Below are 24,016 nucleotides of genomic sequence, written 5' to 3' on the forward strand. Positions count from 1 at the left end.
AGAATAGGGGCTTCCATGGGTCACAGGATGAGCAAGGATGTTACACAAGCAAGTCAGTTTTATCATCGATAGCAAGGGCAACAAGCAGGCTGCCGTCGTCCCCATCGAGATCTACAACGAGCTGATGACCCTGCAAAAGGCACTCTCCGACAACCGGCCGGGGGAGCGCGAGCTCTACCACTTCAACGGCAAGGGGGCCGAGGCCCACGGTTATCCGGTGGGCAAGCGGCAAAATCCGGGCTTTATGGTGCTGGCCGGTTCCACCGCCAATGGCGAGGATGCCGCCTCTCTGCGTGAAGCGGTGATCGAGCTGCGTCACGAACTGCTGGAGAAGGGGGTCATAGTGCCCCGCAGTCAGGGCGGCTTTGTCTTTACCGCCGATCAGCTGTTCAACAGCCCGAGTCTGGCCGCCAGTCTGGTGGCGGGCAATAACCGCAGCGGTCTGGATGCCTGGCAAAACAGCGCAGGCTATACCCTCAAGCAGTCGGGTTTCGGCAAGAAATAATCCCGCGTTTCGACAGCAAACCAATTAAGCGTTAATTGACCTGGATGAATTTTTCTTTTCATCCAGGTGCTAGCATGATTGCCAGATGGTTCTAAAAGGAAGAGACCATGTCTGCGCTCACCCCTGTTATTTTGCTGCTTTCCCTGTTTATCCCTCCCGCCCATGCCAGTAGTGGCCCTGTTTTGTTGACATCCTCCGCCATCGGACTTTTTTGTGTCGGATTGTTTGTGTTGGCCTACGCCCTGGTGATGGCTGAAGAGTATCTGCAACTGCGCAAGTCCAAACCCGTGCTGGTGGCCGCCGGGGTGATCTGGATCCTGATCGGTATCGCCTATGCACAGCAGGGGATGAGCCCTGTCGCCGAGCAGGCATTTCGCCATACCCTGCTGGAATATGCCGAGTTGATGCTGTTCCTGCTGGTGGCGATGACCTATATCAACGCCATGGAGGATCGGCGGCTGTTCGATGCCCTGCGTGCTTGGCTGGTGCGATCCGGCTTTCACCTGCGCACCCTGTTCTGGTTGACCGGAGGACTTGCCTTCTGTATTTCGCCGGTGGCAGACAACCTGACCACTGCGCTCTTGATGTGCGCCGTGGTGTTGAAGGTGGCCAACGGTGATCGACGTTTTGTCAATCTTGCCTGCATCAACATAGTGATCGCCGCCAACGCCGGAGGGGCGTTCAGTCCCTTTGGCGATATCACCACCCTGATGGTGTGGCAGGCGGGCAAGGTGCAATTTGGCCAGTTCTTCACCCTGCTTATTCCCTCTCTGCTCAATTTTCTGGTACCGGCCATCCTGATGAGCCTGATGGTGCCGCGCCATGTGCCGGAGGCTGATAACGAGGTGGTCGATCTCAAGCGGGGGGCCCGCCGCATCGTCGCGCTGTTCCTGCTGACCATCATCACGGCAGTGCTATGCCACAGCTTTCTCCATCTGCCGCCTGTGCTCGGCATGATGCTGGGGCTCGGTTATCTGCAGTTTTTCGGCTTCTATTTGCGCAAGTCGCTGCCGCGATCCCTTGCCCGCAAGCGTGCACTCTATGAACGCAATGGAGATGAGGTGCGGTTGCGCAGTCTGGGTTCTGTGGTGCCATTTGACGTGTTCAACAAGGTGGCCAAGGCGGAGTGGGATACCCTGCTCTTCTTCTACGGGGTGGTGATGTGTGTCGGTGGGCTGGGCTTTATGGGCTATCTGGAGCTGGTATCACACTGGCTGTATGACGCTGGGGATCCCACCATGGCCAACATCTTCATCGGGGTCTTGTCCTCCGTCATCGACAACATTCCCGTGATGTTTGCCGTGCTCTCGATGAACCCGGATATGGCGCTGGGGCAGTGGCTGCTGGTGACCCTGACCGCCGGAGTGGGCGGCAGCCTGCTCTCCATCGGCTCTGCGGCCGGGGTAGCCCTGATGGGACAGGCCCACGGCATGTATACCTTCTTTGGCCACCTGAAGTGGCTGCCTGCCATCTTGCTCGGTTATCTGGTGAGCATAGGGGCGCATCTCTGGCTCAACAGTGCCCAGTTCTGAACGTCTGGGCGCCAGTACGAAAAGAGGCTTCCGTTGACGGAAGCCTCTTTCGTTTTCCTGACAGGAGGGAGGGGGATCAATTGCCTCGCTTGCCGGTCAGCAGCCAGTAACTCAGGGTAGATCCCACGCCGCAGCAGGCGATGGCGATGGCCATGGGCAGCGGCGAGTGGGGCGGATTGAGGTTGACCAGAATGCCGACCAGGGCGCCGATGCCAAAGCGCAGGGTGCCCGCCAGTGCCGATGCGGTGCCCGCAGATTGCGGGAAGTGGCCCATCAGGCCGGTCATGGCGTTGGCGCCCACCAGACTGATATGGCCGACAAACAGTACCACCGGAATGACGATGCCCCACAGGCCGCCGGTCTGGCTCCAGGCGTTGTAGACCAGCAGGGCGCCCGCGCAGGGCAGCACCAGCAGACCGTATTGCAGCATCCGCTCGGCGCCCACCCCTTTCACCAGTCGGCTGTTGACGAAGGTGACCACCATCATCAGCAGAATATTGAGGCCAAACAGCCAGCCGTAGTGCTCGGTCGGCACCTTGAAGTACTCGATATAGACGTAAGGGGAGCCGCTTAAGAAGGCGAACATGCCGGAGCTGGAGAGGGAGCCGCACAGCACATAACCCATGGCGCCGCGATGGGAGAGCACCCCCCAGTAGTTCTTGAGGATCTGGCCCAGATTAAGGGGTTGGCGGTGCTCCGGTTTCAGGGTTTCCTGAATTTTCCACTGCATCACCAGACAGATCAGCAGACTGATCCCCACCAGCAGCCAGAAGATCACCCGCCAGTCGGCGTGGGCACTGATATAGCCGCCCACCACAGGGGCCACCAGCGGCGCCAGGGTCATCACCAGAATGACGAACGACATGGCGCGAGAAAACGCATCCTTCTCGAACAGGTCGCGCAGCAGGGCGTTGACCACCACAGAGCCCGCCGCGCCGCCCGCTGCTTGCAACATCCGATAGGCCAGCAATTCGGGCAGGGAGTCCGCCATGGCACAGCCCACCGAGGCGATGGCAAACATGATGAGCCCCGCCAGGATCACCGGCTTGCGGCCATAGCTGTCGGCCAGCGGGCCGTAGAAGAGCTGGCCAATGGCAAAGCCGCCCAGAAAGGCGCTGATGGTGAGCTGGGCGCCGTCGATACTGGTGGCCAGATCCCGGGCGATGGCCGGAATGGCGGGCAGATACATATCCACCGCCAGCGGGGTCAGACCCGCCAGAGCACCGAGCAGGATAAACAGGAAACGGGGGGAGAGGGCGGCAGCCTGAGCTGTTGGCGATTGGGGCATAGGGTGTCCAGTTGATGCGAAACGTCGGGTTGAAAAGCGCGAAAAAAGCAGTCTATCAGTTTTGTCGCGGCTATGGATCCGGTATGGCGAGCCAGAGTCCGGGCTCGGCGGCAAAGCGCGGGGCAAACCAGTGCTGGCGCACCGCGGTGGGCATTTCGCTCGCGGCGATGGGGCGGCGACTGAGGCGGCAGGCTCCCTGAGAGAGTGCCAGCGCCGCATCCCCCTTGTACCAGCCATCGGTCACCGGCAGAGCTGTGGTCTCCCGCAGCAGCCGCACGCCCCACTGGGTCACCAATGCCGGGCACGCTGTTTCTGCCAGCCTTGCCGCCTGCACCATGGCGGGCGGACGGGGCAGGGTGAAGGTTGCGCCGAGCAGCAGCAATCCGGCCACCGCGACCAGCCACTCAGCACGGCGCGACAGCCAACCTGCCAGCAGCACAATACCGAGCAGGGTGATGGGGGCCAGATGGCGGGGATTGTCGGGATTCTGGCCAAACAGGGTCCAGAGCAGCAGGGCGAGCCAGTAGAGCGTCCAGAGCGGGGGAGGGGCAGCAGGGCGGTTTTTTGATCTTTGCCAAAGCGGCAGTACCAGTAGCGCTCCAACAGCCACGGGCCAAAGCGGGGTGAGCTGATCTTTGAAGGTGCGCGCCCAGCTCAGCAGCCGATCGCCATGGGCCGCCGCCGTGTTGCCCCACAGGGTAAAGTGGCCATCGGTAAAGCGCCGCCCTTCGCTGAAATAGGCCCAGCCATCGGCCTGCCAGACAAACAGCAGGCAGGCTAGCCCCACCAGCACGATGGGGAGCACAAACCTGAAGCGCGTTTCCTTCTGCGCCATCCCGAGCCACAGGGGCAGCAACGCCAGCACAAAATAGGAGGGACGCAGCGCCAGCATAAGGCCCAGTAACAGACCCGCCAGCGCTCTCTTGCGCTGCTGCAAGGCCAGCAGCGTTCCGAGCCAGGCGGCAAGCGCGGGCCCGTCCGAGAGGCCGGAGAGCGCCAGCGTCGGGGTGAGCGGCAGTGCCAGTACCAGCAACCAGACGGGGGCGAGCAGGCTTGGCCGTTGCCACAGCTTCACCGCCAACAAGGCGGCGAGCGGCGCCAGCAAACTGCTCCCGAGCAGACTTGCCCACTGCACCGCGCGGGCCGGATCGTCCACCGCCAGATTGATTAGCCGCGCCAGCCAGATAAAGGCGGGGTAGCCCGGAAAGTGGGGGGAGAACTCCAGCACGCTAAAGCGCGTCACCCCGTGGGCAAAATTGAGGGCATCGTCGGAATCGAGCGCCACCGGGAAGGCCAGCAGCCAGCCGAGCCAGGCCAGTTGCAGCAGGATCAGTAAGTAGGGTCGATTAGCGAAGCGTAATCGGCCGTGGTGACGCCCCCCTTCTCCCCTTGCGGGAGAAGGGTTGGGGATGAGGGGGGCCGTCATCATCGATGAGAGGCCATCAAAGCGGCGCCAGCACGGCCATCAGCGCTTTTTCTGCATCGCTAAAGGCGGCGGCATCGGCAGGCTTGGCGCCCACCCCGAATACCCCCGGGTTGCCGATGGCATCCAGCACCTTGGCCAGCGCCTGTTCGGCTGCCTTGCGATCCCCTTCACTGAGTGATGGGAGGATCAGATCGAGGAAGCGCTTGCTCTTGACCACCAGCACCTTGGCGGTCTGGTAGTCGCCAAGATTCTGGCTGGCCCCTTCGAGGCGGCGCTCGATCTCCGCCTTGTAGGCGCGGTTGAGCAGGGCGGCGGTGGCGGCGGCATCTTTGGCCTTGATGGCGGCGGCCAGCGGCGCTTGCAGTTCCACCTTGTGGTGCTGTTCCAGATAGGCCAGCTCGTCGGCAATCTCGCTCAAGGTGGCGCTGGCATCCTTGCCGTCAGTGGCGGCGCCCAGCAGCGCTTCGCGGGCGTCGATCAGTGGCTCCTTGCCGGCGGCGGCGTAGGAGTAAGCCTGCGCCTGCCCGCAGAGGGCCAGCAGCAGGGTGAGGGCGAGTAAACCCGGGCGTATGGTCATCCTGTTCTCCTTACTTATGCCAATGGCGCGGCACTCATGCCACGCTCTGGGTTTCAATCACGGTGTTTTCGTTGCGATGGTTAAAGATGGCGTGACGTCTGTCCACCCCGTCGATCACCATGTCGGCGGCCATCATTCCCATCTCCATGGCGGTGTCGGTGAAGATGTAGCGGAATGTCCCCTGACGGCCGGTCATGATGAGGTTACTGATCGGCATTAGCGCCTTGATGGCTTCGTTACGACGGGCCTGATAGCCCAAATCCATCAGCGGATAGGCGTATTCGCTGCGGGCTTCGAAGGTCTCATCGCCAAGCTTGGCGGTATCGACACCGAGGCTCGCGAGATCGGCGGTAACCCGACCGCGCAGATCGGCCAGCGGCGCCTGCCAGGTGGCATCCCCCGGATTGCAGGGGATCTCCAGCATCACCGAGGTCTGGCCCTGGGGCGCCATAAAGGGGCTGCGGCGGCGCGGCTCCTGCAAACGAGTGGCCAGAATATGGGGATCGGAGAGGTACTGCCAGGTGTTGTCCGACAGGTTCTCCTGCTTGAGTGGCATATTGACGAAGCGAAGCGACCGGTAGTGCAGATCGCACGGCAAGCCCAGATGCTGGCAGGTGAGCGGCAGCGGCAGGGTGGAGATCACCTGATCAAAGCGCTCACTCTGCTCAATGTCATCTTGTTTCCAATAAACCCGTTCGATGCGGCCATCGGCCTGCTCAAGGCGGGTGATGGTGGCGCCGGTTTTGAGCTCAACGCCCTCTGCCACCAGTCGCTCCCCCAGAGTGGTGAAGATCTGGCCGAAGCCATATTTGGGGTAGCGGTATTTGCGGGCATAGGTGCGCACCGAGATACTGCCGTTACGTCTTGGCAGCAGGCGGCGCGCCACGTCTTTGAGATCGATGAGGCTGATACGCTGACCGGCCCAGTCGGCGGAGAGCTTGTCTGGGTTGATGCCCCACAGTTTGCCGGTGTAGCCCTCGAAGAACTGGCGATAGAGGGTGCGGCCAAAGTGACTCTGGATCCACTCGGCAAAGCTCGCCTTGGCAAAATCATCCGGCTTCTTGCTAAAGGGCAACAGCAGCAAGTCTTTTACCGCACCGGCCATCAGGGCGAGCGGCGCCGTCTTGAGCAGGTTGGGCAGGTTCAAGGGGTAGTCATAGGTGCGCCCGCCAAAGCGGATGACGCTCTTGCGCTCGGCGTGGAGCAGGTCATCCCCCATCAGCTCGTCGATAAAGGCGAGCAGCTCGGGGTTTTTGGTGATAAAGCGATGACCGCCGTAGTCAAAGCGATACTCACCATCGCGCCCCTTGAAGGTCTGGGTGGCGCACATGCCGCCGACCACCGGCTCCTGCTCGAACAGGGTGACGGCAAAACCGGCGCAGCGCAGGCGCCAGGCCGCCATCAAACCGGCGGGGCCAGCGCCCAGCACTGCAATGCTTTTCTTGTTGTTATCGCTCATGACCTATTCCGAAACTGCTTGATAGATAAGGGAACCGCGCCAAGGCGCGGCTCCCGAATAGTGTTGTTACCCCGTGCCCTTGTTGCCACAGGGCGTGCGGGTTCAGCCTTTGCCAGTCGCGGCACTCACCTGCGGACGATAGCTGCGCTGCCAGAGGGTCACGAAGATCGCCAGATAGAGGGCCCAGGTCAGCAGCTGCAAGCCAGCGGGTGAGGCATTGTAGCCAAACAGGGCACGCAGGAAGGTACCAAATACCCCCTGATCGTCGAGAATGTGGCTGATGTCGAACACCGGCGTGGTCCAGAAGGTGATGATCTCAGCCGCCTGCAACATGTTGACGGCAGACGAGAGCAAGCCTGCGGCGATGATGATGATAAGCAGGCCGGTCCAGCGGAAGAAAGGCGCCAGCGCCACCTTGCGGGTGGAACGCAGCAGCCCCCACACCAGCGCGATGGAGACCAGCAACCCCGCCAGCGCGCCCATCAGGCCGGATTGCAGATCGACCCCTTGGCCCGAATAGAGCAGGGCGGAGAAGAAGAGCACGGTTTCAAACCCTTCGCGCATCACAGCAAGGAAGGCGAGCAGCACCAGACCAAACAGGTTGCCGCCATCGATGGCTGCATCTATGCGCGCCGTCATGGCCCCTACCTGGGATTTGGCCTGTTTTTGCATCCAGATCGCCATATAGGTGAGCACCAGAGTGGCAAACATCAGGATCCCTGCCATCAACAGGTGGTTGTAGCGCTCGCTCTCGAACTGGCTCACCACCACCTGGAACAGGAAGGCGACGACAAGTGAGGCGATAAGGCCAAGCCCCACCCCCAGATAGATGAACTTGTTGTAGCGGCTCGCCCCCAGCTTGGCGAGGTAGGAGAGGCAGATGCCGACCAGCAGGAAGGCTTCCAGCCCCTCGCGCAGGGTAATCAGAAAACTTGCAAACATCAGGATTGAGGCTCCGTAGCGGGCGTGACGGGGAGAGGCTGCAGGGTAAGTTGCAACCGATTTAGCTGCACTATGGGTGGCTCCGGCAAGCTCGGCTCGGCGGTGCGCACCGCATCATTGACCCACTTGGGGTAGGTGCGGAAATTGAGTTTGATATCGGCCTTGAAGGGCCCTTGGGCATCTGCAGGTAGCGGCCAGGCTTCATCGCGCCAGCCATCGGCCGGAATGCGGGTATCTTCCAAGAGCTTGGCGTAGCGCCAGAACTTGAGCCCCACCGGCTTGCCCTCGGCATCACCGAACACTTTTCTGAACAACCGAGCATTCTCAGGGACAGCGCCATCCACCGGCTGGCCGCTGGCAAGCACCAGCTTGCCGCTGGTGTCGGTGACGGTCAGCTCCAGCCAGAGTTCACGAAAATCGGCCACCCCGGTGGGCAGGGCATGGCCTGCGCCGGTATTGGCGACCCGCACCACCAGCTGCTGACTATCGGCAGCCTGTTCGATACGGGCGGAGAGGGTAGCGCTGGAGCGCAAGAGCGCCAGGCTCTCCTGCTCGAGTTCTGGATTGCGCAGCCCCACCAGCTGGTGCTGGGCGCCGGTAAAGTTGTGGCGATAGAGCCGCGCCTTCATGGTGCCGTTTTCGGTGGACTGGCCCGCCACCGGCGCACCGCCATTGCCCGGCTCCGGGTTCATATGGCAGTCGATACAGGTGCGCCGTTTGGCAGGATCCTCGGCCTTGGCGAAGCTGGACTTTTCCCACTCGTCCCAGGTATTGACGATATTGGCGCCAGTGCCCGGAGCAAACTCGTTGTGGCACGACTTGCACAGGGCCGCATCGCGGTAGAAATCCTTCTGATAGGAGGCTTTGTGGGCCGCCGGGCGGGCGTTGATCTGCCGCTCGGCCAGCCAGTGCTGGAGGCTGCCGCCCGGGGCATCCTCGAACACATAGCTCTCGCGGTCTTTCAAATTCACGGTAAAGGCGCTGTTGCCGCCCGCATCTTCCACTTTGGTGATGCGATGACAGAGCACGCAGCCGGTCCCTTCCTCCACCACAGGTTCGCCCGCCTTGTGGGCGGCAATCAGCGAGGCGCCGCCCTGCTCGAACATGTGGGAGCCCTTGGGCAGATCCAGCTGGCCGGTCATCACCTGCTGGGGCATGTGGCAGCCTTGGCACCACTGACCGAACGCTTCCCCTTCGGTTTCGCGGGCCAACGCCTGCACCACCTTGTAGTAGGGGTGGGAGTTGCCCATCAGCCGGTGGTTGCTCTCGCTCCAATCTTTGAAGGCCTGTTGGTGGCAGTTCTGGCAGGAGGCGGAGTTGAGCCACTCCTTCGGGTGGGTAGTCGGCGCCTTGGCGGGATCCGTGCGCGGGGCATCGAGTCGCAGCCAGTTGGCAAGATAGGGGAGGTTGCCATCGGCGGTGACGAAGGCGTGCAGATCTTCCATCATCGCTTTCACTTCCGGCTGGGGCTTGGCGGGGTCAACTGCCTCGGCCCCATCGCGGGTGTCATGGCCCATGCCGCCCTGAGTCTGCTGGGTCATGCGCAGGTATTCGCCGACAAAATCCCCCGCCACCATGTTGGTGAGGTTGGCGTGGCCGTTGATGGCGTTGTCGCCGCTCTTCTGGCGATGGGCCGCCATCAGATAGCGGTTGGTGAAGTTGAACCCGTCCAGATGGCAGGAGTTGCAGCTCATCCAGTTGTCCCCCGCCATGGGGAAGCGTGAGTTGGACGCTGTGTTACCTAGGTTGAACAGCCGCTCGCCGCGCTGAAGCGGCTCGGGACGCGGATCCGTCTCTACCAGCTTGGCGAAGTGGGGCACATCGACGGTGACCCGGGCAAACGGGCCGCTGCCGCCACTATTGAGGCGGGTGAGATCCTGTCCCATGGCGTTGTGCACCAGAATATGGTCACCGTCGATCAGCAGATCCCGCGGATTCTGGCCCGGCAGGTGACGCAAGAGCTGGGTCGCCTTGGCGCCCCCCTGAAACTTCTTGCGGCGGTGGCGGTTGTTGTTGGACTTGCCGCTGCGGGAGAGGTCAAACACCAGCAGATCTTCCGAGCCCGCCAGGGTCAGATAGACCCGCTTGCCATCGGCGGCAAATCGGGCTGCAAACGGGTTGGAGACAATCTGGCTGCGGTTGCCGACGCTTGGCAGGTTGATCTGTAAAAAGAGCTGTTTTCTTTCATCGACCCGCTCTTTCTCCTCATCGAGATCGATGATGGATACGGCCGGGAAGACGGTGCTCTGAAACTGGAAGGGGTGGCTGAAGCTCCACAGCACATGAGGCAACCAGGCCTCGCTGCCATCGGGGGAGAGGGCGATGCCATCGAGCAGGCGCGGCAGGCCCTGCGAGTCGCTCGGTGTGTCGCTGTGGGTCTCGGCCAGGGTAATGAGCTTGGGCTTGGGAAGCGAAGCTCCCTTGGCGCCGTGGCCAAGCTTGGCGAGATCATAGATGGCGAGCTGGCTTGTCATGGCGTGGGTCAGCAGCAGGCGATCGTCGTCGGTCAGGGCCAGCCCACGGGGTGTCTCGGCGGTTTCTGCATCCAGCTTGAGGTTGCCCGCGCTGTCGTAGGCCTGCAGGCGAGCGGATTCGAACAGCGTGACCCAGAACCACTGCCGCTTGGCATCGAAGATGACCCCATAGGGGCGGTGGCCGGTGGGGATCGCCTTTTCCAGATCGAGATCATCATCCAGCAGCAGCAGGCGATCGCCGCTGTAGTCGGTGACCAGCAGAGTGCCATCATCGGCGCGGGCCAGCTGGCGCAGATCGCCCCCCAGCGGCACCTCTTTCAGGCGCTTGCCGCTATCGCGCTCAAGCAGGGTGACCGAGCCTGCGCTCAGGTTGGCGGTGACGAGGCGCGGGGCGCTTCCCTCCTCATAGGCGAGCATCCCGGCACCCATCTGCTGGGCAGTGGCAAAGGGGCTGGTCAGCAGCAGGGCGAGGGCCAGCAGGGGTGACAAATATGCAGAAAACGATGACTTCAACATGGGATCAGGTGCGCCATTTCAAGATGGTCCAGCGCCAGGCGTGGCGCAGCACCAGAGGAGTTAACGCCAACGCGCTCAGCCAGTGGGCCCAGCTGGCGAGGTTGCCCATGACATCGCCCGGAGTGCCGTGCAGCACCAGCAGCAGGCCGCTGGCCAGACAGATCAGCAGCAGGGCTTCGATAATCCGCCCCGTGGTGCGCAAAAAGGGTTTGTTGCTGCGATTCAACAAGCTGCGATGGGAGAGCCAGAAGGCGCCAAACAGCAGCGGGAACAGGGTGAGCGAGAGCATCACATGAAAAAACAAATTCCAGCGCGCCAGCGACCAGAGCGGGGTCAGCGGCTCCCACAGCAGCAGGCCGGAGAAGAACATCAGATAGAGGGTGCCCTCGGCGGCCTGATGGTGGTAGGCCAGCCACTGCCAGAATTGTCGGGGTGAGAGAGAAAGGCTTGTCATAAAGGCTCCAGCACCCGGGCGGGGCAGCCCGGGGGGAGCAAGTTTATAACGCAGTAAGAGTAATGAAAAGTGTTATCAATTGTATTGCTGGTGAATCAAGGCTGAACAATCACAGTGATCAGGCTCGACTATTTATGCTCCGCCATCCGCTCGGTCACCGCATAGATGAGCGCGGCCAGCGAGAAGGCGAGAAACACCACCACGGACCACTTCATATCGACTTCGTTGATGATGCCATCTTCGAGAAATGCCTTGAGCACCTCCACTCCGGCAATAGTCACCAGCGAGTTGATGACGATGAGCTTGAGGGAGGCAAAGTTGATCTTGCTAAGCCAGTTGCTGCTAAGGGAGGCGCGCTGCTCTTCCGTCTGGATAAATTGCACATAGCCACAGATAGCAACCAGGATCAGCATCTGGGCCACCAGTATAAAGTCCACCAGGGTCAGCACGCCGGTAATGAGATCCAGATAGGGGATCTCGAAAATGTTTACAGAAAGCTGATAGAGCTGCATGGCAAACTTCACCATCAGCAATATCACGCAGATGAGAATGCCAATGTAGAAGGGGAACATCATCAATCTGCTGCCATTGAGCATGAAATTGAATCGACGCATAAAAACTCCAAGGTAAGGGAAGCTGGGTGATTATGACCTGAATAGAGGCTATTGGCAGCGACGTGTCGTCAAGTCACCAAGCTTTCACTATCACCTACTGCAGTACCGGCACAGCTGGTGCTGCAAGTCGTGAAGGTCTATCCCGGTAGCATGGGGGCTACCAGTTTGGTTCATAACTCCAGCTCGATTATGGGGATCTCCCAACGTTCGCTGCGCATCTTGGGTTGATACTCATCCTTTTCCTGCTCTTTACGCCGCTCTACCAAGGCGATCACTCTGGCTTCGCGGATTGTATTCACATCGAATTTCCAGGTTTCTTCTCCCTGTAGGGAGAGGCGAGCGATCTTGTGACTGCGGTGATAGACATGGAGCCTGTCCTGTTTGTCGGGGGCAATGCGTACGGCATCGCCTACTTTCAACGCTCTCAGTTCGTTGTGAATAGTCTGGCCTTCATCACTGTGACCTGCATAGCCCAACACCAGTTGCGACATACCCATCATGGCAAAACGACGTTGTCTGTCCGGTCGGGTTGCGTTAGGTCTCTGCACGTAGCAGTGGGAGGCGATCAGTGGAATATGGGGATTACGTTGATCGTGGCGAGCCATGAGAACCAGCCTTTCGATAGCACGTGTCATCCCCACATAGAAGAGGCGCCGCTCTTCTTCCAGGTTACTGGTCGATAGCTCCGCCGCGCGTTGCCAGCCGCCGTCGAGAAGTATCACATGGCGATACTCCTCCCCCTTAACCCCATGTACCGTACTTAACAATACCCCTTTACCGAAGCGGATCTGGCGCTTTTGCTCGCTCAAATACTCGTAGAGGAACATCAGGAAGTGGTGGGCAGAAAGAGCATGCTCTCCCTGGCTGGCTTGCCACTGAGCAATCAGATCGTGCAGTAGCTCCTCCCAACGGTTGGCCAGTGAGAGTGGAGGGAGAGGGGCTGCAAGTTGCTCTGCTGTCAGCAGGGCATGACCTTGCTGTTGTAGCCAATTCTGATAGCGCAAGATTTCACGGCAGCGATGTACAGGAAAACCGTTCTCTTTATCCAGAGTAAAACGACAGGGAATATCGGCATCTGCCAGCGCCGAGCGAACCCAGGCCAGTTCCTCCTTATCTAGCCCATTACGGGCCAGCACGGCGATAGATTCCAGCGGGCAAGTGGGAGTCTTCTCACGGATAAGCGCGATATGTCTCACGACCTCGGCTGCCTGTTGGGCTGCATCCTGGCACTGCTGGATGATGACGCGACCCTGTGCTGTCTCCATCCCCTCCCAGTGCCCCCCAGCCACTTCCATCTTGCGCCTGTCGTCGATCTCGATGGGATGTGTACGCTTCATGCGATCCTGATTGTGCTCAATCAGGCGGTTGGAGGTCTCGATGATGTGGGCGGTGGAACGATAGTTCCAGGTCAGGAAGTGAGTCTGGGCGTTGTAGTCTTGCTCGAAGCGACGGATAAAGCTGACGTTCGCGTCGCGAAAGGCGTAGATCGATTGGTCATCATCACCCACGGCCATCAGATGCAGTCGGGCCTCCTCATCCTCTTCGCTTTTGCCCACCAGTGCCGCGATAAGCTGGTACTGTTGTTCATCAATGTCCTGATACTCGTCGACGAGCAGAAATTGCAGCCCACCGAGCAGTTTTTCCCGCTGCTCTTCCAATTCGAGACCGAGCTGGTTCTGCTCTCCCCGGAGCAGCTTGATTGCGTCATCAATGATGGTGGTAAAGTCGATATCGTCGGATGTCCGATTTTGCACCGCATTGCCTGTCAGACTCATTGCGAGACCGTGAAAGGTGAATACCGAGACCCGTGCTCCGTCACGCCCCAGCAACTCGGTCAGGCGTCGGCGCAGGGACATCGCCGCATTATGGTTGTAACAGAGCAACATGATCCGCGATGGGGAGATCTGCTTGACCCGCATCAGATAGGCGCAGCGGTGGATAATCACCTTGCTCTTGCCTGACCCCGGCCCTGCCAGTACCAGCAAGTTTTGCTCGGGCGGTGCCTGGACGATCTGTTCCTGGGAACGGTTGTGAAGATCTTCGACGATGCGCTTCCAGGAGTGTTCGCTGGTCGCCAGCTCCAGGATCTTGTTGCGCCCTTTGAAGTAGTGACCGAGGAACTTGTCAGCTTCCATGGAGAAGTAGTCTGTCACCAGCTTTTTGGCTTTCTTGAAGTGCTCCAGGCTGATGCGGGCGTATTCATTCATCACATGGATCTGAATCACCTTCTGGCGATAGTGATGCTCAAGTGGCTGATAGTCTGCCTTGTTGTATTGTTGCTGCCGCTCAGCGGTCAGCGTGAGGGTCATAGCGCTTCGGAACACGGCAAGGCCATTTTGCAGCACGATGGCGTGTTGCTCATGCAGGTAGAGCAGTGCCCGCTCTGCCCCTTTGAGCAACCACTCCTGCTGGCTGCTTGCCTCCCGCTTGTTCATGAGCTGAGCCACATCCATGTCTTCTCGCAGGTATTTGACCAGTTGCTCCAGGGCAAATGACAGCATCACCTGGCGCTGGACACTCTCTTCGCTGCTTGCCAACAGGGTGTAGAGAAAATCGAGGGTGGCGCCAGTGACGCGATGGCGTTGATCAATTGTCTGCTCAATCTGGGACCAGGTTCGGTTGAAGGTGAGTTGGTAAAGATCCCGAGAGAGATATTTGACATCAATGGAGCCTTTATCACCCCCCGAGCGACCATCCTGGGCCCAGCTGGTCAGCAAATTGCGCAGCAAGCCAGGGTTACACCGCTCATGCCCCAGATCTTTGATGGCCTGATTGACCAGTCGAATGTTAAAGATCAGCCCTTGCCCTGTATCAGGTTCGGGTTCTTTTTCACGCAAGGTGTCCAGCATCGCCTTTTCAATGCTGTGTACTTGCCCGCAGAGCACCCGGGCATTGTCTCTTCCTTTGGGGCGAAGCCAGGTAGTCAGTAACATCCCCTGAGAGAGAAGACCGACATCCGCCATCTGGGTGAGTACCCGCATCACTTCGCTGGCCTGAACACCACTTCCCTTGTCTGCCATGTATTGGCCTGCCTCTTCGGCGATGGTATCGGCACTGAGGCCATCATCGTCGGCAGCACTCATCAGCGCCTGGATAACCGCTTGCCATATGGCTTTGGCCTTGGGGGCCAGTTTCAGACTCTCTACCCTTTTCATCGCCTCCTCGGTGGAGGCAAACAGGGGACGACCCTGAAATACCTGAGTGATGTTGTCACTACGTTCCAGATAGCCCGCTCGTTCGAGCCAGGCAATAGCTGTCTTGACTTTGGTATCCGCATTGCTGTCATCGGCAGCGAAGCTGGTTTCTACCTCTGGCTGGTTGATGAGCTCTGCACTGGTGGCGACCAGTGGCGAGTTGTTATCCTGCTTGCCTCCTTTGCTGGCCCTGAGCCTTATTCCGCGCAGAATCTGTTTGATATCGCGCAGGCTGACTTCACTCATGGCCTCGAGCTGAAACTGTTTCTCGATATCTTGTTCATCAAACAGCAATGCGCAGTGGGCTTGTGCTGTATCGCGGCCAGCTCGTCCCGCTTCCTGTAGATAGTTTTCGAGGGAGCCGGGGATATCGGCATGGATCACCAAACGCACATCATCCTTGTCGATCCCCATCCCGAAGGCATTGGTCGCGCAGATGACCCGGATCTCGCCATTGATAAATTGTTCGAGGGTGGTTTTCTTCTGGGCACTGTCCATGCGGGCGTAAAAGCGTGAGACAGGGAGGGATTGTTGCTGACCGAGGAAATCGGCCAGCTCGTCCACGCTGCGCTTGGTTGCGCAGTAGATAACGCAGGAACCGGGCTTTTCCTCACCGAAGAACTGCTCGAGCAGGTTAAGGATATGGCCCTGTTTATTGAGACCGGGGCACTCAACAACGGCATATTCGAGGTTGGTACGTTCAACCCCTCCTTCCAGTCTGAGAAGAGGTCGGGGCTGTTTGTCGAGAAACTGGGCGCAAATATCCTCAATCACATCCGGTTTGGCGGTCGCGGTATAGCAGAAGACTGGAGGCATGGGGACCTGCTGTTCCTTGGCAATGGTGGCGATAGCCTTGGCGCAGTAGAGATAGTCAGGGCGAAAATCATGTCCCCATTTCGACAGGCAGTGCGCTTCGTCAAATACCCAGCCACCGATTTGACGTTGTCGTATTGCTTGTTTGACTGTGCGGTTGCGCAACTGCTCGGGGGAGATATAGAGCAAGGCGATATCCCCCATGCGGATCTGTTCAAGAATCGCGCCTCGCTCTGGTAGCGTCAGCAGCCCCGAGATAGCGGCAACCCCTTCAATACCGGCCTTGTGTTTAAGGTTGTCCACCTGATCCTTCATCAGTGCCTGCAGAGGGGAGATCACCACAGTTAGCGCACCACTGCGCTGGTTGCGCACCACTGCGCTGGTTGCGCACCAGTGCCGGGAGCTGGTAGCAGAGCGACTTGCCGCCGCTGGTAGGGAGTATGCCGAGCAGTGCGACGCCAGCCATGGCCTCCTCGATCAAGGTCTTCTGCAATGGTGTCCCATCAGGCAGGTTGCGGAAGTTGTCGAGCTCGAAGATTCGCTGCAGATGGCGGCGTGCGTCGTGGTTCTCCTGACAATAGCTGCAGTCAGCATGACCGCAGTGACGTTCACGAACTGTGTGAATGATCTCTGCGGTCTGGGGGAAGCGGCGCCAAATCCAGGGAGGCAACACGGAGTTCCCGCCGGACACGGGCAACCAGGCGCAGGCATAAGCCAATGGTAACAGCTGCATGGGTTGACGCAGGGCATCACCAATCACTCGGTTGAGCTGATTGGGGCACGCTTTCTCATGGGCAATGCTCTTGATGAGAGTGGGTAGCTCCGAGACCCGCACTGGCGGGTGGCCTGTCAGTCTGGCAAACACCAGTGACAGACCCTGAGTGTTAAATTGCGCCATGACTCCCTGGTCGAACAGATATTGATAAAGCTGCAATTGGGACAGGGGTAAGGCTTGTAGTGCTATCAGCTGTTCCGAGAAAATCTGCAATGCGAGCCTTGCATCCGCGACCGGATCATTGAGGGTATCCCGAACCAGTTTGTAATCCTTGACCAAGCGGTGATAGGGGTTTTTGGGAAAGGCAAGGGGAGATAGATAGAGGGTATCTATTACCGGCTTTTCGAGAAGTAACTGAGGGCGTATAGCCTGTTTGGCCAACCAGGGGAGATCAAAATCGAGAATATTGTGACCAAGGATCACATCCGCCCCTTGTGCCAGCGCATTTAGCTCCTTGAGTGCGAGATCCTGCGGGCCCTTGAGATTGAGTTCACGACCAGCCAGGAGCGCCCCCAGATGACGGAGTTTTTCGTCCCGGGTCAGTTCAAGGTCAAAGGAAAGAATCTTGTCATCCCCAAACAGGGGCACGACATCAGTCGAGTTCATTAATAGCCATCTCCATCTGGCGTTGACCTCTCATGGCGATAATAAGTGCCAAGATATCAGTGAGTTGGCCGAATATTACCCGAAATGTTGAATGATGGCATCATTCAGAGCCCTCTGGCAGCGGTTCTTTTGGCGGACTCCCGGTTTTGTAAATGCCGCAGCCAGATTAATCGTTCATGTTGGGAAAGTGTCGTTCTGACCATGGCCAACTAACTGATCTTGTGAGATTATTTTACCTCCCCCTCCGTTCGGAACGCATTGTGTCCCTCGACTACTACCAGTGCCATGCCACCGAATTGGCGACTCGTTACCAACAGGTATCTGCGCGCGCCGTGCACGGCGACTGGCTCACACTGCTGGAGCCTTGGCTCCTTGCTGCACCGCGCAGGTTACTCGATGTGGGGGCCGGCAGTGGTCGTGATGCCGCGTTTTTAGCCGAGCTCCATCAGGGCAACATGGTGGTCGCTGTCGAGCCATGTCAGGCACTTGCTGCGCAGGGGCAATGTCATACCTGTGAGGCTGCGGTGGCGTGGGTCAATGATGCTATGCCGGCTCTCTCTCGCGTGACCGGTACTTTTGATCTGATTTTGCTCAGTGCTGTCTGGATGCATCTACCCCCGAAGTCTCGTCCCTTGGCTCTTGCACGTCTTCATGAGCTGCTCTCACCAGATGGTTATCTGGTACTGAGTCTGCGCCTGGTTATTTCGGAGCAGGAGATGCGGGAGCGAGCCATGTATCCGGTAGCTGTCGATGAAGTGGAGCGGCTTGCATTGGAGGGGGGGATGACACTTCTCCATGTGTCAGAACCACAGGGGGATGCCTTGGCGCGTAGCGGCTTGAGTTGGCAGAGTCTTATCCTTGGGGGCGAACATGCACGCCTCCCCTGAGCAACAACTCGCTTTTATTGCCTATCTGCAACGCATCTTTACCGAAGGCGATTTTGTGGCCACTTACAAGTGCGCCTTGCTTCACGGGATTGCAGATATCGCGATTGAGCGCAGTACTGAGACCCATGAGCTGATGGCGGCGCGCACTATTACGCTGGACGAACTGGCCACCAAGTTTGTGGAGCTCTATTGGCAGCACAGTCTGCCCTACTCGGCGACGGGAGAAACGGCCACCTTGCTCAAACAGAGCAGCGGTCGTCAGGCCATCATGCTGACGGAGTTGTCCCGGCTGCGTGAAGATGGGATCCGCTCGGTAACTGCACTGCGTCGTCACGACGCCTGGCGGCCTCTTCTTGCCCGAGTTCGGCGCATCCTTGTTGAGGGACCCTTGTGGCGTCTGCAGATCCTGGGTGGGCGAGAGGAGTGCCACCTCTATCCGCACCAAAGGGGTGCGGATCATATCTGCCTTAACCCCGGCATTCTCTACTGTCTCCACCGCTTTTACGATCTGGTGGTCTCCCTCTCCCGACAGCATTGGTTACAGCTTATCTGCGACATCAAGGGTAATCAGCCACTGATTGGCCCCAGTGTGGGGTTGGAGAATTTTCTATTTGGTTCAAGCCGTCAGGCGCTGGGGCGAGTAGGAGAGGTATTGAGGGACTTGCAGGGGGGAACCTGTTTTTACTGTAACAAGGCGATACACGGGAGTGGTGAGGTAGACCATTTCATCCCCTGGCGTCGTTATCCAATCGATTTGGGTCACAACTTCGTACTGGCACACGCCAACTGTAATCGGAGCAAACGGGATTTTCTTGCCGCTCCCGAGCACAGGGATACCTGGTACGAGCAGAATATCCTGACCCATGGGGCGTACCTCACGGACGAGCTGGCCCCTCTGGTCAGCGTCGATGCCGAGCGTTCTACTGCCATCGCCACTTGGGCCTATCAGCAAGCACTCCGTGAGCATGCTCGGTTGTGGCGTGGTATTGACCTGTTTGTGGACGTGACAGCCCCCAGTGTGGGGATGAGTAATCCAGGCTTCTCTAGACTCTTCTGAGGCAGATACGAAAAAGCCCAGCCAAAAGGCTGGGCTTTAGAATTTGGCTCCCTCGACAGGACTTGAACCTGTGACATACGGATTAACAGTCCGCCGTTCTACCGACTGAACTACGAGGGAATTGGCTCCTCCCAAGGACTTTAACCCGTTATCTACGGATTGGATGTTCGCCGTTCTACCGACTGAACTAAGGAGGAATTGCCTGTCTCGTTAAGACGGGGCGCATAATAGTAATCTATCTAATAAAAGTCAATCAGAAAGACATGCAGAAGTAAGTTTTTACTTCTTTCGTCTAAAAATTGAGCTAAGCTTGCCATTTCTGCACCTTCCTACTGGACTTCATTCATTTATCAACGGATTGGGATAACCGCCGAGCCGTCGCGTCCGTCGAGATTTTGTAGCCATCTGTCATCCTGTCTGACCGGATATCGTCCGGAGAATTGTTGCTCCAAGAGATAGATATTGTTGATCCAATGAGCTTTAGGGAACACGCCAAGAGCAGCCTTAGCAGGTCGAATGGGGGAGAGTGCGTCTCGCTATTAAATAAAAACGCCGCCATGATGAACGGCGGCGTTGTCATATTACATTGGTTAGTCATCATCCCACGGTCGATGTTCGGCTTCCATCCGCGCCCTCTCCAGCCGCAAATCATCCTCATACATCTCAACTAGGGCGATTTGGGCCTCAACAGCTTCGGCCATAGCATCGGCTTTAGCCGCTTTCGGCACATAATCGGGGTCACTCGGCACTTCAACACCAAATTCTCGACGGATTAACTCAAAGACCCGGAGGATAAAGATTCGTCGCCCCCAACTCGTATTCTCCTCAACCAACGCCCACAGGTTAGATCGGAAGCAAGGTGTACGTACCAAGCTTGGTACATGTAGTGAAATAAAGCTGGGCAGTTCGCCAGAACCGTATGTAGTTTTGTGGCCCTTCATGACAGCATAGAGCGTCTGAACTTCGGTAAGGATTTTGGAACCAAATTTCTGTTCACTCATGGGACATCTTCTCCAACTCAGCCAAACGACGTTTAACCTCAGCCAACCGCTCGGGCTTAAACAAAGTCTCAAGAGGGTATTTAGGTAGGTGATGTAACAGTAGAGCCAGCACCCGCAGCACCTCGCCAGTAACAGGCACGACATTCTCCGGCAGCGCGGCCCGCTTGCTGTTCTTGCAGGTGTCGACCGTGACAGGCAACCCCACCGATGTCATCAACGCCGAAATCTCGCCGTAAGTCATCGAGTGGTCGAACCAAGCTTTCTGCACCAGTGAGCGGGTCAGGATCCGGGTCAAGATACCCAGCGAGCCATCCTCCCGGATCCGCATCGTGGAACCTTGCAGGGCCAGCGCAGATTCGTAGTAGTCCTCCCAACTGGCCCAGTCCTCCATGGTCTTGAGGCAGTTGTTCTCTCGCCATCCATCGAAACGGGCACGGCAATGATCCGCCATGCCAGCATCGTCCCAAGGCACCGTATCGCAAGCAATATGCGTTTCACCGGCAACCTCAACCATCCGTGGGTTCACCAGCTGCCGCTTCTGGTCGAACTCATAACTCAGCCTGATCTGCTTCTTGATTTCGATCAGGTCGCTTTCCGTCAGCCACTGCTCCCGAAGCGAGATCAGGTGACTGGCGTCGATCTTCTGGCTCGGCTCACGGTCAAGGTAGAGCCTCAGGATCCATGAGTTCTGCTCCTCCGTCGTTCCCGCACACTTAACGCCAGCTTTAGCTAGCACAGGGGGAGTATCACCAATGACTGCGGTACACTGCCCCCGCGTTTTGATAGACACAATCTGGCGAGCATGGTGCTTCAGTTCCACCATCGGCACGGGTTCGCCACTCTCATCACCATGCAACTGCTGACACAGCGCCTGATAACGACGACACAGAGGCCCAGTCTGGTCGAGCTCCTCCAAAGGGGCATCAGTGAGGAATCCGTCTGTAGTGTGCGATACCACCGTGCGATGGGGGGGAATCCGGTGAAGCAACTCGCCACACACCGCCCGGATCAGGCCCGTTGTATGCGCCGCCATGTAGGGATTGGTCACAGCCGAGGGCCCAATCTTATTATTCTTACCGGTAGCAGTATCGAACGCAGTCTTATCGCTTAGCCCCTGGGCCAGCTTCCCGTAGAGCGAGTTACCGATTTCTTTGATCATTATTTCTTCGAGGCTCTTTTTGAGATATTCCCGTCGTAACTGCTGGATCACCCGCGTGAAATCCTCAAACAAGGGCTGACTCCCTGCAACCCAAGGAACAATGACACCGTGCTTGATCGCGATGGTAGCTCCCATGGATAGCGCCAATTCGATTTCTGGCGCTGTGACATACGCAAATCCTGATAAAGGAAAGCGCAGCCCATACTGCTCGGATCTAACAGGTAAACAAGGGAAGCGAGTGCCCGTTGGGAAAGCGAACTCGACATAGGCAAAGCCCATGACGTGGCCGATAAAATCTTGCGGGTCAGAGCTCGTATACATGTTGGCGTAGTCAGGCACTAACAGGTCACAGAGCCCCGTGGTGTAAGCACCTTTCAAGTCCCAGTCATACCAATCCCCTATATCGGTAGGGCCCATCATGAATGACTCATTCCTGCCCCCGTGGTAGCAACGGATGGCAAGATCTTCATATAGACCACGAGCAGGAGAAGGCCGTGTCACACTCTTGGTCGTGACTTTACCTGTACCGGCATTCCACCGCTCCAACTTGGCGTTCTCAAGCCCGAAGGCTGTCATGTAGTCGATATTGGCGCCTTTGAGTTGTCGCCGAAATACAGAAACGCCGACAGCCCCCCAAAGACCTAGGAAGCTTCGGCAAACCGAACTGCCCACTGAGAAAATCGCGTACTTTCTGGGCATATTTCACAGCAATCTCAGCATCCCGCTGAGCATACTGTTCAAACGCCTCTTTGTTACCCGCCAACAGCTCATCCATGCGCTCAATACTGTAGCCATCAGGGATTTCTACCTTGGACAAACCGAGCATTACGCCCAGCGCTGACAGCGGCGATTTGTTAGGTGATAGAAACAATGTGTCAACAAATTGGATGATCGATTTCTGGGACTTACGATTGCGATCGAGCAGAGTGATGGGCTTTAGCGGCGCACGGCGCTTACGTTCAGCAGTTTCGTCGATGCCATAACCGCTATCGGTAATAATTTGTCCGACTACGCTCCCACCCTGACCATCCAAGCGAGTCTTCATGTGCCAGAAGTCTTTGAACGTACTTAGGTCGGCACGCAGGAAGTGAGCAACAACGACTACCGTGCGAGGCCACTTTTTGATCAAGCCAGCAGCACGGCAATCCTCAACCACTCGCGCAATGAACTTTTCAAAGGAGAGGCGTTTGCCCCTATCAGGGTAATAAACTCTACCAAGCGTCTCCCCAAGATGGGTGATCACAAAGGCTTGGTAAGAAAGCAGTACATTACGTCCATTCTCCAGTACCCATTCGGCATCAATACCAATCCAAAGGTCCTCACCATCAGCGAAACCCAAAGGTTCTAGGGGTATATCTAGGCGACGACGGGGTGTTTTATTGAAGAAATCATCAAGTGCTGGCGGAGCTATTAGCTCACTGATATCCAGCTCAGATAGCATGGGGAAGGGCTCCCCACGCTCGCTTGGATAGTCGAAGGAAGGTCCAGTTAAAAATGACAAATCAGGTTCGAGTTCCATTACGAGTCCTCCATTTATGGGCAAAAAAAAGGCCGTATCCCTTAAACGGGGATACGGCCCAGTGATACTGATCAGCTACTAGGCGAGTAGCTTCGCGACTACCTCATCTCGCATACGCTTAGCTGCCTCATTGTCAGGTTCAGGCAACCAAACAAGTTTTTCGCCTTTGGGATTCAAAAGCATCACACCATGATCTTGGTAATGAGTGCATGAACCGATAAGGGCTAACAGAACGACATCACCAGTGGCAAATTTGTGGTATTTCGCATTACTCATATGGACTCTCCAACGTGTTTGAATTTCAGACTACGGCGCTATACGCCCATCCGGGATGATGTAAGGCGCAAATCGCGTTCCGCGCTTGGGTGCATGAAGAGCGCCTTATAATATTGTTGGCAATCACGGGGAGTTAGGTTTCTAGCCGGTAAACCCACAGGAAAACTTCAGCAACACGAAACAGGGCCGTTGGACCACAGTTAACAAACTGAAGGATGAAAATGCCCGGTAAGAGCGGCAATCAGGGGATAGGCCCCCCCTACTTATATATAGGTCCCCCCCCAACCCTGAGAGTCCCCACATTTGGCACTCGGCCTCAATGTCGGCAACCGCATTGCATGAATAATGAAAGGAAACTAATAAGGACGGGGTCTGGATCACCCAGGTATCACTTCACGGGCAAAATTCCAGCGCAAACTCCAACCCCACGCGCACTCCTCAAACTGGGGAAGCCGCGCCTGATAAGAACTGCTGCCATGGTGTAGTAATGCTGTTGGGGATGGTGCAGATCCACCGCACCGTCCCTATCATGAGCGACTCATGGATCTTGGAGGCTGCGCGAGCGGGATGTTCAAACCTCAGATAACCATCTTGGCACTCACTGTGGCATCAACTGATGTCCCATCGGCGAGCAAACACTCCAGATAACCGCATGGGCAACATGGCAGGGGATGGAGAGCGCTTCGATGGGCGTGTGATCCGCTCTCCATCCCCAACGACGTTATTACCCCGCTCTACTATCCCTTGATATGCTTGGCTTTCCCGAGTTTTCACCTTGCGCGTATCCCCCGAATCTGCGCCGTCGCGTTAGTACTAGATTTGCCTCCCAGCGTCATTACTCCAATAACGGCGTCGGTAGGCCCGTTGGTATAGATAAAGGCGCCTGTCCGCCGTTGTGAAAACGCAAACAATGAGTTCAACTCGCCATCCCTCTGCTGATGA

Annotated in this window: 17 protein-coding genes and 2 tRNA genes; 4 read left to right on the forward strand and 15 right to left on the reverse strand. The window is 57.7% G+C overall.

Annotated features, from left to right (window positions below; translation table 11 throughout):
- The first annotated feature begins 37 nt into the window (after positions 1-37).
- Both AB5Y84_RS12110 and nhaD read left to right on the forward strand, forming a co-directional pair.
- Complete coding sequence (locus AB5Y84_RS12110; RefSeq protein WP_005333716.1) at positions 38-505, forward strand: DUF4357 domain-containing protein; 468 nt, start codon at positions 38-40, stop codon at positions 503-505.
- 107 nt (positions 506-612) lie between these two features.
- Positions 613-2,037, forward strand: a complete 1,425-nt coding sequence (gene nhaD / locus AB5Y84_RS12115) for a sodium:proton antiporter NhaD (RefSeq protein WP_005361260.1) — start codon at positions 613-615, stop codon at positions 2,035-2,037.
- Between the two features lie 76 nt (positions 2,038-2,113).
- On the opposite strand, the gene AB5Y84_RS12120 is transcribed toward nhaD, so the two are convergent.
- The 10 genes from AB5Y84_RS12120 to AB5Y84_RS12165 form a co-directional block, all read right to left on the reverse strand.
- Positions 2,114-3,325, reverse strand: a complete 1,212-nt coding sequence (locus AB5Y84_RS12120) for a Bcr/CflA family multidrug efflux MFS transporter (protein ID WP_257725019.1) — start codon at positions 3,323-3,325, stop codon at positions 2,114-2,116.
- 70 nt (positions 3,326-3,395) lie between these two features.
- The gene (locus AB5Y84_RS12125) at positions 3,396-4,754 is read right to left on the reverse strand and encodes a hypothetical protein (RefSeq protein WP_368177015.1); all 1,359 of its coding nucleotides are present in this window, start codon (positions 4,752-4,754) and stop codon (positions 3,396-3,398) included.
- A 13-nt stretch (positions 4,755-4,767) separates the two neighbouring features.
- Complete coding sequence (locus tag AB5Y84_RS12130; protein ID WP_257725017.1) at positions 4,768-5,328, reverse strand: hypothetical protein; 561 nt, start codon at positions 5,326-5,328, stop codon at positions 4,768-4,770.
- Between the two features lie 34 nt (positions 5,329-5,362).
- Positions 5,363-6,787, reverse strand: a complete 1,425-nt coding sequence (locus AB5Y84_RS12135; protein ID WP_368177016.1) for an NAD(P)/FAD-dependent oxidoreductase — start codon at positions 6,785-6,787, stop codon at positions 5,363-5,365.
- Positions 6,788-6,889: 102 nt separating this feature from the next.
- A complete protein-coding gene (locus tag AB5Y84_RS12140; protein WP_257725015.1) occupies positions 6,890-7,729 on the reverse strand; it encodes an FTR1 family protein in 840 nt (279 codons plus the stop codon).
- Positions 7,729-10,719, reverse strand: a complete 2,991-nt coding sequence (locus tag AB5Y84_RS12145; protein WP_368177017.1) for a YncE family protein — start codon at positions 10,717-10,719, stop codon at positions 7,729-7,731. The genes AB5Y84_RS12140 and AB5Y84_RS12145 overlap by 1 nt, the downstream gene beginning before the upstream one ends.
- Before the next feature lie 4 nt (positions 10,720-10,723).
- Entirely contained in the window at positions 10,724-11,173 is a 450-nt protein-coding gene (locus AB5Y84_RS12150; protein WP_368177018.1) for a hypothetical protein, read from the reverse strand.
- A 128-nt stretch (positions 11,174-11,301) separates the two neighbouring features.
- Complete coding sequence (locus AB5Y84_RS12155) at positions 11,302-11,787, reverse strand: YqhA family protein (RefSeq protein WP_368177019.1); 486 nt, start codon at positions 11,785-11,787, stop codon at positions 11,302-11,304.
- Between the two features lie 170 nt (positions 11,788-11,957).
- Entirely contained in the window at positions 11,958-16,136 is a 4,179-nt protein-coding gene (locus tag AB5Y84_RS12160; protein WP_368177020.1) for a RecQ family ATP-dependent DNA helicase, read from the reverse strand.
- Positions 16,084-17,175: a hypothetical protein gene (locus tag AB5Y84_RS12165; RefSeq protein WP_368177021.1), complete on the reverse strand. Its 1,092-nt coding sequence runs from the start codon at positions 17,173-17,175 to the stop codon at positions 16,084-16,086. The genes AB5Y84_RS12160 and AB5Y84_RS12165 overlap by 53 nt, the downstream gene beginning before the upstream one ends.
- Before the next feature lie 260 nt (positions 17,176-17,435).
- On the opposite strand from AB5Y84_RS12165, the gene AB5Y84_RS12170 reads away from it, so the two are divergent.
- Complete coding sequence (locus AB5Y84_RS12170; protein WP_368177022.1) at positions 17,436-18,062, forward strand: class I SAM-dependent methyltransferase; 627 nt, start codon at positions 17,436-17,438, stop codon at positions 18,060-18,062.
- On the forward strand, positions 18,046-19,119 hold the full coding sequence (locus AB5Y84_RS12175; protein WP_368177023.1) for an HNH endonuclease: 1,074 nt from the start codon (positions 18,046-18,048) through the stop codon (positions 19,117-19,119). The genes AB5Y84_RS12170 and AB5Y84_RS12175 overlap by 17 nt, the downstream gene beginning before the upstream one ends.
- A gap of 44 nt (positions 19,120-19,163) precedes the next feature.
- On the opposite strand, the gene AB5Y84_RS12180 is transcribed toward AB5Y84_RS12175, so the two are convergent.
- The 5 genes from AB5Y84_RS12180 to AB5Y84_RS12200 all read right to left on the reverse strand — a co-directional run bounded on the left by AB5Y84_RS12180 (position 19,164) and on the right by AB5Y84_RS12200 (position 22,798).
- Positions 19,164-19,239: transfer RNA gene (locus AB5Y84_RS12180), tRNA-Asn, on the reverse strand.
- Between the two features lie 2 nt (positions 19,240-19,241).
- Positions 19,242-19,316 (reverse strand) — tRNA-Gly (locus AB5Y84_RS12185).
- Positions 19,317-19,709: 393 nt separating this feature from the next.
- Positions 19,710-20,120 carry a hypothetical protein gene (locus AB5Y84_RS12190; RefSeq protein WP_368177024.1) on the reverse strand — a complete coding sequence of 137 codons (411 nt, stop codon included), beginning with the start codon at positions 20,118-20,120 and terminating at the stop codon, positions 19,710-19,712.
- Entirely contained in the window at positions 20,113-21,699 is a 1,587-nt protein-coding gene (locus tag AB5Y84_RS12195) for a hypothetical protein (protein WP_368177025.1), read from the reverse strand. Before AB5Y84_RS12195 ends, AB5Y84_RS12190 begins: the two co-directional genes overlap by 8 nt.
- 136 nt (positions 21,700-21,835) lie before the next feature.
- Positions 21,836-22,798, reverse strand: coding sequence for a hypothetical protein (locus AB5Y84_RS12200; protein ID WP_368177026.1), 963 nt, complete (start codon positions 22,796-22,798; stop codon positions 21,836-21,838).
- Between the last annotated feature and the right edge of the window lie 1,218 nt (positions 22,799-24,016).

The organism is Aeromonas sp. s11 (assembly GCF_040907945.1).
Lineage (GTDB): Bacteria > Pseudomonadota > Gammaproteobacteria > Enterobacterales > Aeromonadaceae > Aeromonas > Aeromonas veronii.